Source organism: Cupriavidus sp. 05L310 (genome assembly GCF_056398185.1).
In genome coordinates, this window is the sequence record NZ_JBFTOX010000020.1 from 119,653 (window position 1) to 126,855 (window position 7,203).

At 66.9% G+C, this 7,203-nt stretch carries 1 protein-coding gene; it reads left to right on the top strand.

The annotated features are described in order from the left end of the window. Positions 1–328: 328 nt before the first annotated feature. Positions 329–7,203 (top strand): hemagglutinin repeat-containing protein (locus AC1DS6_RS16670; protein WP_477102770.1); only part of this gene is annotated, 6,875 nt, incomplete at its 3' end.

The window sequence follows — 7,203 nt, forward strand, 5'->3', positions numbered from 1 at the left end:
CGCGCGAATTCCGAGGCAGGCTGTCAGGCCGGAGTGCTCCCTGCCGGGCGCTTCCCGCTGGCCATGCAACACGGCCGCCGCTGGCGCCCCACCCATAGCTAACGCTTGCCAAAGCGTGGTGCAAGCCGGATCGCCTGCGCCAGCCTGGCCCGCCTGTCAAGCATGGCTCCCGGCGACAGCGGACCTTTCGGAAATTTCCACCTTCATTTTCGGACCTGTCCGATTTCAATCTGGATACCGGCTCGGTATCGTCAGTCTGGCCTGGGCGTAGTCCAGCCTCACTCAAGCGTCAACGCGCTTGCACACCCTACTTCTCCCGAAACGCAGCATGAACAAGAATATTCATCGCCTGGTTTTCAATGCCGTGCGCGGCATGCTGGTGGCAGTGCAGGAATCTGCCGCGGGCCGCGGCAAGGGCCGCCCGGGCAACGCCGAACGCATTGGCCAAGGCTGCGCCTTTGTGCCGGTGCTGTGGCTCACAGCGTTGACGGCGTCGATGATGGGCTTGCCGGTGTTGATGGACCAGTCAGCGCACGCGCAATCCCTGCCGATCCAGGTGGACAAGAGTTTGCCGGGACAGCGTCCGGTGGTGGGAGTGGCGGCCAACGGCGTCCCGGTCGTGAACATCCCCCCGCCCAATCGTAACGGCGGCACGAGCGTGAGTCATTTCATTCAGTACAACGTCGGCCCGTCCGGCGTGGTGCTGAATAACAGCGGGGCAAACAGCCAGACGCAGATTGCGGGCTGGGTCCAGGGAAACATGATGCTTGGCAACGGCCACGCCGGCAACATCGTGGTCCAGGTCACCCGGCCGAACCCATCGCAATTGCTTGGCGCGCAAGAAATCGCCGGGAATCGCGCCAATTTGATCCTGGCCAATCCGGCGGGATTGTATTGCTCGGGCTGCGGCGCGATCAACGCGGACCGTTTCACGCTGTCGACCGGACGTCCGGCGTTCAGCGCCGATGGCAGCCTGGCCGGCTTCAACGTGCGGGAGAGCAGCATCGGCATCGGCGGACAAGGCCTGTCCAGCCCGCAGGCACAGGTCGACCTGCTGGCGCGCTCCATCAACATCAATGCCGAGCTGTGGGCCAGCCACCTGAATGCGCTCGCGGGTGCCAACCAGGTCGACTACCAGACCCTGAATGCCGCCCCACAGGCTGGCAACGGCCCCGCCCCGCAGTTCGCGCTCGACGCCTCGGCGCTGAGCTCCATGTACAGCGGGGCCGTCAAGTTGATCGGCACGGAGCGCGGTGTCGGCTTTAACCTCGGCGGCGGCATCACGGCCCGCGCGGGCGACATCGTGGTGCACAGCAACGGCGACGTGCGTATCGCGCCAGGTGGCCGCCTGCAAGCCGAAGGCAGCGCCTCGGTCGCTGGTAGCAACATCGGCAACGCGGGCACCATCACAACGCGCAGCGCCATTGCCGCAACCACGCCGGGACAACTGACCAACAGCGGCACGCTGGCCGCCGGCACCGATCTGGTGGCCCAGGCCGACCGCATCGCCAACGGCGGCACCATCGGCGCGGGGGTCGATGCCGATGCCCGCGTGACCGGCACGGGCACGGTCCATCTCGCCGCGCGCGCGGCCATCCAATCCAATGGCACCATCGTGACCGGCGCGGACACCAACCTGTCGGCACCCACGCTGGACCTGTCGAACGGCAATGTCATCGCCCACAACATCGCCAATCTGTCGGCGGCGGGCGACATCACCCACCAGAACGCACGGCTGGAAGCCAGTGCCGTGCAGTTCACAGCCGGCGGCACGGCGGACAATCGCGGCGGCGCCATCGTCGCGGGCGTCAATGGCGGCACCGTCCAGGGCACGAATATCCTGAACCAGCGGGGCGCCATCACCAGCGGCGGCGGGCTCGGCGTGGGCGCGGCGCAGGCCGTGGACAACACCGGCGGCACCATCGCCGGGACCAGCGCCACCACCGTCGCCGCCGCCGGCATCGTCAACCGCGGCGGCGTGATCGGGTCGGTACAGGACAAGCTGCTGGCTACCGGAGCGCTGGACAACACCGGCGGCAAGGCGCTTGCCGCCACCGATATCGCCCTGACAGGCGGCCCCGTCATCAACGACCATGGCCAGATCTCGGCCGTGCGGACGCTGACGGCGAATACGGGCGGGCAGGCGCTGATGAATACCTTGGGCGTGATCGCGGCGGGCAACATCCAGACCAGCACCGGTACCTTCGACAACCGGGCCGGCGTCGTGCAGTCAACCGGTCTGCTGGCCGCCGACACGCACGGCCAGGCCTATGACAACAGCAACGGCGGCCTGACGGTAGCCAACGGCGCGGTGACGCTCACTACCGGAGCCCTGGACAACCGGGACGGCATCGTGTCGGCGCAAGAGGCGCTCACCGTTACCGGCACGGCAGTTGACAACGCCGGCGGCAAGTTCGTGGCAGGCGGCCCGCTGGGCATGACCGGCGACAGCCTCGCCAACACTGGCGGCCAGGTCGCGTCGAACCGCGATGCAAAGGTGCGCATCGCGGGTACGCTCGACAACACGGCGGGCTTCGTCCATGCCGGTGGCACCCTGGACGCGAAGGCGGACACCATCCTCAACCGCGCCACCCTCTCCGGCACCGATGCAGCCCCGAAGGGCCTGGAAGGCGGCAACGTCAGGCTGGCCGCCAATGCCATCGACAATGCCCAGGGCGCGCTGCGCGCCGATGCCTCGCTTGATGCCGATGCCGCGACATTGGAAAACACCGGTGGCGAAGTCACCTCGGGTGGCACGGCGCAGCTCACCGTGGGGACCACCACCAACACCGATGGTCTGCTGGCCGCCAACCAGGCGCTGGGCATCAGCGGCCACAGCCTCACCGGGGATGGCTCGCTGCAATCCAGTGCGGGCGACATCACCGCTAGCCTGCAAACCGATTTCCATAACACCGGGACGGTGGCCGCGGCGCGGGATCTCAAGGTCCTGATCGAAGATGCCCAGGGCAATGCCGCCGGCGACATCACCAATGACGGCAAGCTGCTGGCGGGCCGCGACGCCAACTTCCACGGGCGCAATGTCACCAACTCAGGCGAGCTGTCCGGCCGGGTCTCCAACAGCATCCGCGCCGATCAGGCGGTGTTCAACAAGGGCCTCATCGACGGCGGCGCCGTGCGCATCGTGGCCGGCACCACCGTCACCAACATCGACCGCATCTACGGCGACTCGGTGGCCATCGGCGCCGGCCGGCAGATCCTGAACGACATCAACCCCGTCACCGGCCAGGGGGCCGTGACCGCCTCGCGCAGCGGCGGCATCGAGCTGGGCGCCCCGGAGATCATCAACCGCGCGCACGCGCTGATCTATTCGTCGCAGGACCTGAACGTGGGCCGCGCGCTGGATGCCGACGGCAAGGCGGCCGGCCAGGCAGATGCGCTCACCAACGCCTCCGCCGTCATCGACGTGGCGGGCGACGCCAACCTCAACGTTGCCGCCCTCTCCAATCGCAACGACCACTTCAGCACCAAGCGCACCGATACAGGAACAGTTCATGAGTTTTACTATCGGCTGAACGGCAGCACCGAGAAGATCGACCCAAGCACCGCGATGATCGTGCTGCCGACTGCATCGGGAGCCATATTCGGTCACGTTGCCAGCCACGGTGACGACCTGGCCTACCTTGGCGACGACGACTACAAGCGCCTGCTCCTGCCCTCGGCCCAGTACCCCTTCAGCGTGTTTGGCCCCCCGTTCGACTGGGCACGCCAGTCCGATGGCACACCGGGACAGAACGCGAAACGCTCGTTCATTCCAATCTCGTTCGGTTCAAGCTGGCCCGTGGGCCTGGCAATGCTGGCGTACGCCCCGGACGCGAATGGCAACATGGAAGCCGATCATTTTGTCTACAAGCCCGACGACCCGATCTGGGACAAATTCGGGCTGGCCCGGCCCGGTGCGCTGCCCCCCGTCCCCTCTCCCTGCCTGGAAGGATCGCCAGTAGCTTGCCATCGGCAATACGAGGCCGATCTGGCTGCCTACAATGCCGCGAAAGCCGCCAGCAAGCCGCTTTACGAAGCCCTGAATGACAAGATCCTCGCATTCAACCACGACTATCGGGGTCGGCTGGTGGAATCCTGGACCATCGAATGGCGTGACACACGCGTGCAGGACGAGGTTGTCGCCAGCACCGATCCCGCCCGTATCCTGGCAGGCGGCAACGCCAACTTCACTGGCACGGTCACCAACGACAAGAGCCAGATTCTCGTTGGCGGCACGCTGGCGACTGGCGCAGGCAGCGGCGGTGTCAACAACATTGCGTACGATGCGACGCGCATGGAGGATACAACCGGCACCAGCCAGTACACCCGCCCGTGCGGGCGCAGCCGCTGTTACGACAACATGGGCGTGCCGGCGGTACATCTGGAGATTCCGACCCGGCTCGCCAAGGGCGAGGCGCTGGATCACCAGGTTGTGAACGGCACTGGCACGATCGTCGCGGACAAGACCGGCACCGGCCCTATCGCCACCGCGCCTACGCTCATGCAGATCTCGCTCGCCACGGGCGGCGCGGAGGCCGGAGGCCGCCTGGGCGGCGAGGTCATCCGCACCGTCACGCCGTCGCTGGCGATGCCCGGCAATGCGCTCTTCAAGATGCATGGCGAGCCGGGCGCGCGTTATTTGATCGAGACCGACCCGCGCTTCACCAGCCAGCGCCAGTGGCTGTCCAGCGATTTCATGCTCACGCAATTGGGCCAGGACCCCACCCACGTGCTCAAGCGCCTGGGCGACGGCTACTATGAAGCCCGCCTGGTGGCCGATGCCGTGATGCTGGGAACCGGCCAGCGCTTCGTCGGCGACTACACCGACAACGAGGCGCAATACAAGGCGCTGATGCAATCAGGCGCCGAGTTCGGCAAGCGGTTCCACCTGAACGTGGGCACCGAGCTGACGGCGGACCAGATGCGCGCGCTGACCACCGACATCGTGTGGCTGGTCGAGAAGACCATTACCCTGGCGGACGGCACCACCCAGCGCGCCCTGGTGCCGCAGGTCTACCTGAAGGTGCGCGAAGGCGACCTGAAGGGTGACGGCACCCTGATGGCCGCGCGCAATACGGTGCTTCGGACCGATGGCGATGTAAAGAACACCGGCACCATCGCCAGCCGCGACGTAACGCTGATGGACGCGGCCAATATCCACAACAGCGGCACGCTGTCGGCGCGCGCCATGGGGCTGGGCGCCAGGCAGGACATCAACAATCTCGCCGGGCGTATCGCGGCGGCCCAACTGGCAGCCACGGCAGGCCGCGACATCAACCTGACCACCACCACCGCCTCCGGGGCCGGCGGCGGCGGCGGCAACCTCGCGGGCAGCCGCGCCGTGACCGCCGGCATCTCCAGCGTGGCGGCCGACAGCGCCACCTTCGTGGCCGGGCGCGACATCAACACCAAGGCCGCGAGCATCCAGGCCACCGACAGCCTGGGCATGGCGGCGGGCCGCGATATCAACCTTGGCACGGTCGAGGTGAGCGAGTCGGAACGCCTCTACAAAGACGCCAAAAACAACGCGGCGGTATCGCGCAGCGCGGAAATCGGCACGCAGATCACGGCGGGCAAGGACGCGACCCTGATCGCCGGGCGCGACGTGAATGCCACCGCCGCCTATGTCAGCACGGACGGCGCGCTAGCCGTGGGCGCGGGGCGTGACATCAACGTCAAGGCCGGCCAGGCATCGACTTCCGTACATGACGAGCACGCCTACCAGGAAAGCGGCTTCCTGTCGAAGAAGTCCACCCATACCATCGATGCCAACAGCCGGACCGAAGCGCTGGGCAGCACCTTCTCCGGCAACGCGGTGGACATCGCGGCAGGCCGTGACCTGACCGTAGCCGGCAGCACCGTGGCGGCCACGCACGACGTGAACCTCGGCGCGGGGCGCGACCTGACCATTGGCGGCACCGAGACCACCTCGTCCGCCTACAGCTACAGGGAAGAGAAGAATTCGGGCTTCGGCGCCACCGGCTCCGGGCTCTCGTACGGCAAGCGCACCCAGAAAGACACCGCCAACGACAATGGCACGCAGCAGGCGGGGAGCCTGGTGGGCAGCACGGACGGCAGCGTCCACATGAACGCGGGCAGCACCCTCAAGGCCACCGGCAGCGAACTGATCGCCAGGCGCGACATCACGGGCGTGGGCGCGGATGTGAACATCGACGCCGCGCGGAACCGCCAGCACCACGACGAAACCCACGAAGTCAGGCAAAGCGGCTTCACGCTGGGCGTGTCGGGAGGCGCCATCGGCGCGGCCATCAACGCCGGCAACAAGATCAACTCCGCTGGCAAGAGCCAGGACGGCCGTGCCTCGGCGCTGTGGGGGATCGCCGCCGCGCGGGACGTTGCCGATGCCGGCAGCGCACTGGCGCAGGCTGGGGGCGATCCCCTGGCGGGCGCCGCCGTCACGCTCTCGTTTGGCACCAGCCAGAGCAAGCAGACCCTCACCCAGGACAGCACCAGCCACAACGGCACCAACGTAACGGCAGGCGGCACCGCGGCCTTCGTGGCGACGGGCGTGGATGCCAGCGGCAACCAAACGGCGGGCAACCTGAATATCGCCGGTTCGAACATCGACGCCAACAAGGTGGCGCTGGCAGCCAAAAACGAAATCAACGTCGTCTCGGCCACTGACACCAACGAGAGCCACAGCACCAGCAAGTCCGCAAGCGCCAGCGTCGGCGTGTCGTATGGCCTTGGCCAGGGCAAAGCCGGCTTCTCCGTGTCGGCCTCCGCTTCCAAAGCAAAGGGCAACTCGGACAGCCAGGGCATCTCGCAAGCCAACAGCCATGTGAATGGCCGCGAGTCGGTCACCTTCGTGTCGGGCAACGACACCAATGTCCTCGGCGGCACGATCGCTGGCGGCAAAGTGACCGGGGATGTGGGCGGCAACCTCAATATCGCCAGCCGCCAGGACACCGAGGAGATGCGTGCAAGGCAGCAGAGCATGGGGGGTGGTATCAGCATCAGCCAGGCCGGCGCTACCGGCAGCCTCTCCGCGAGCCTGGGCAAAGCCAATGGCCGCTACGAAAACGTCAGCGAGCAGTCCAGCATCCAGGCCGGCAAGGACGGTTTCGATATCACCGTCAAGGGCAATACCGACCTGCATGGCGCGGTGATCGCCAGCGAGGCAGGCAAGGACAAGAACAGCCTGACCACCGGCACGCTCACCTGGAGCGACATCGCCAACCA